1 protein-coding gene and 1 pseudogene are annotated in these 1,972 nt (G+C 76.0%); both read right to left on the bottom strand.

Features of this window, described 5'->3' with window-relative positions; all coding sequences use genetic code 11:
• A partial coding sequence (locus JNW87_RS38095) for an HAD-IIA family hydrolase (RefSeq protein ID WP_375373603.1) occupies positions 1 to 828 on the bottom strand: 828 nt, incomplete at its 3' end.
• 429 nt (positions 829 to 1,257) lie between these two features.
• A pseudogene (locus JNW87_RS41130) lies at positions 1,258 to 1,878 on the bottom strand (tol-pal system YbgF family protein); the annotation flags it as partial.
• Positions 1,879 to 1,972: the final 94 nt, after the last annotated feature.

Genomic DNA, 1,972 nt, shown 5'->3' with positions numbered 1-1,972 from the left:
GTCGGTCACCGCCGCCGACCAACCCCGGCCGTCGGGCACGCCGGGCAGCCGGACCACCGCCGCCGGGTCGAAGAGCCCGGCGAGGTCCATCGCGACGTACGTCGGCCGGCGCGCCTCGGGGGCGGCCAGCAGCTCGGGTACGCCGCTGACGCCGGTGAGCACCAGCAGGCTGTCCAGCCCGGCGCGACGGGCACCCTCGATGTCGGTGTCCAACCGGTCGCCGACGACCAGGGTCCGCCCGGTGCCCGCCCGACGGGCGGCGGTGGCGAACAGCGCCGGCTCCGGCTTGCCGACCACCACGTCGGGATCCCGCTCCAGGGCGGTCCGCAGCACGGCCACCAGTGACCCGTTGCCCGGCAGCGGGCCCCGGTCGCTGGGCAGCGTGCGGTCGGTGTTGGTGGCGTACCAGGGGGCGCCGGCGCGGACCGCCAGCGACGCCTCGGCCAGGTCCACCCAGCCGACCTGCGGGCCGTAACCCTGGGCCACGGCGGCCGGCTCTTCCTCGGCCAGGGACACCGGGCGCAGGCCGACGGCACGGATCTCGGCGCGCAGCGCCTCCGCGCCCACCACCAGCACCGGCGCGCCGGCGGGAAGCCGGTCGCGCAGCAGCTCGGCGGTGGCGGCGGCCGAGGTGAGCACCTCCTCCGGCCGGGCTGGGACGCCCATGCCGGTGAGCAGGTCGGCCACCTCGCTGGAGCGGCGCGAGGCGTTGTTGGTGGCGTATGCCACCGCCCTGCCGTCGGCGTGCAGCCGGCCGACCGCCTCGACGGCACCGGGGATCGGCCGGTCGATCAGGTAGATCACCCCGTCGAGGTCGAAGACCACCAGGGTGTACCCGTCGACCAGCCGTTCCCCGCGTCCGCGGTCATTACTGGTCCGACTCCGACCCGCGGACCGGCTCGCCGCCGGTCGCGCCGCTCGTGCCGCCCGCCGAGCCGGTCTCGCCGGACCGGGCCTGGTCGGCGACCACGCGCGCCTCGTCGTCGGTCAGCTCGTCCTCGGCCAGGTCGTCGCCCTCGCCGTACCGGGCGTCGCCGCCACGGTCCCGGTCGTCGTCCTCGTCGTCGAGGTCGTCGTCCTCGTCGTCGTGGCTGGCGTCGCCGTCGAGGTCGTCGTCCTCGTCCTCGTCCTCGTCGTCCTGGTCGTCGTCGTCCTGGTCGTCGTCGTCCTGGTCGTCGTCGTCCTGGTCGTCGACGTCCGTGTCCTCGTCCGGCTCGCTGTCACCGCCGGTGAGGTCGGTGTCGGGACGGGCCGGCACGGCGCCCGGGGCGCCCGGTCCGGCGGCGATGTCCTCGACCGGGGACTCCTCGTCCTCCTCGTCGCCCTCGATCACCACGCCGTCGAGCTCGAGCAGCCGCTCCGCCGCGTCGGTCTCCCCCTCGGAGTCCAGGTCGGCGGCCCGGGAGAACCACTCCCGCGCTCCTCGCGCCGGCCCACCGCGAGCAGCGCGTCGGCGTACGCGTAGCGCAGCCGCGCGGCCCAGGGCTCGGGCGAGTCGGCGGTCAGCTCGGGGACCTGGAGCATCGCCACGGCCGCGTCCTTCTGGCCGAGGTCGCCCCGCGCCCCGGCGGCCACGATCAGCAGCTCGATCGCCACCGACCGGTCGAGCTTCTCCCGGTCGGCGCCCCGGAACAGGTCGATCGCCCGCTCCGGACGCCCGAGGGCCCGCTCGCAGTCGGCCAGCACCGCCAGGTGGCTCTGCAGACCGGTCATCCGGTGGTACGTGCGCAGCTCTGCGATGGCCGTCTGCCACTCCCCCGCGTGGTACGCGGCCAGCCCGACCGCCTCCCGCACCGCGGAGATCCGCGAGGCGAGCCGACGGGCGGCGAGGGCGTGCGCCAGCGCCTCCGCGGGGTCCTCGTCGATCAGCTGAGTGATTCCTGAAGGCCCTACCGGTTCAGGTCCCAGTCAGGTCGCCCGCAGTCGCGCCACCAGGTCGCGGACGGCGGCCTCGAAGTCGTCGTCGGGGCCG

Origin of the sequence: Micromonospora sp. ATA51, from assembly GCF_016802855.1 — a bacterium.
In the GTDB taxonomy this organism is placed as follows: domain Bacteria; phylum Actinomycetota; class Actinomycetes; order Mycobacteriales; family Micromonosporaceae; genus Micromonospora; species Micromonospora sicca.
The sequence above is the reverse complement of the archived record's forward strand: the minus strand, read 5'-3'. Positions and strand labels throughout refer to the sequence as shown.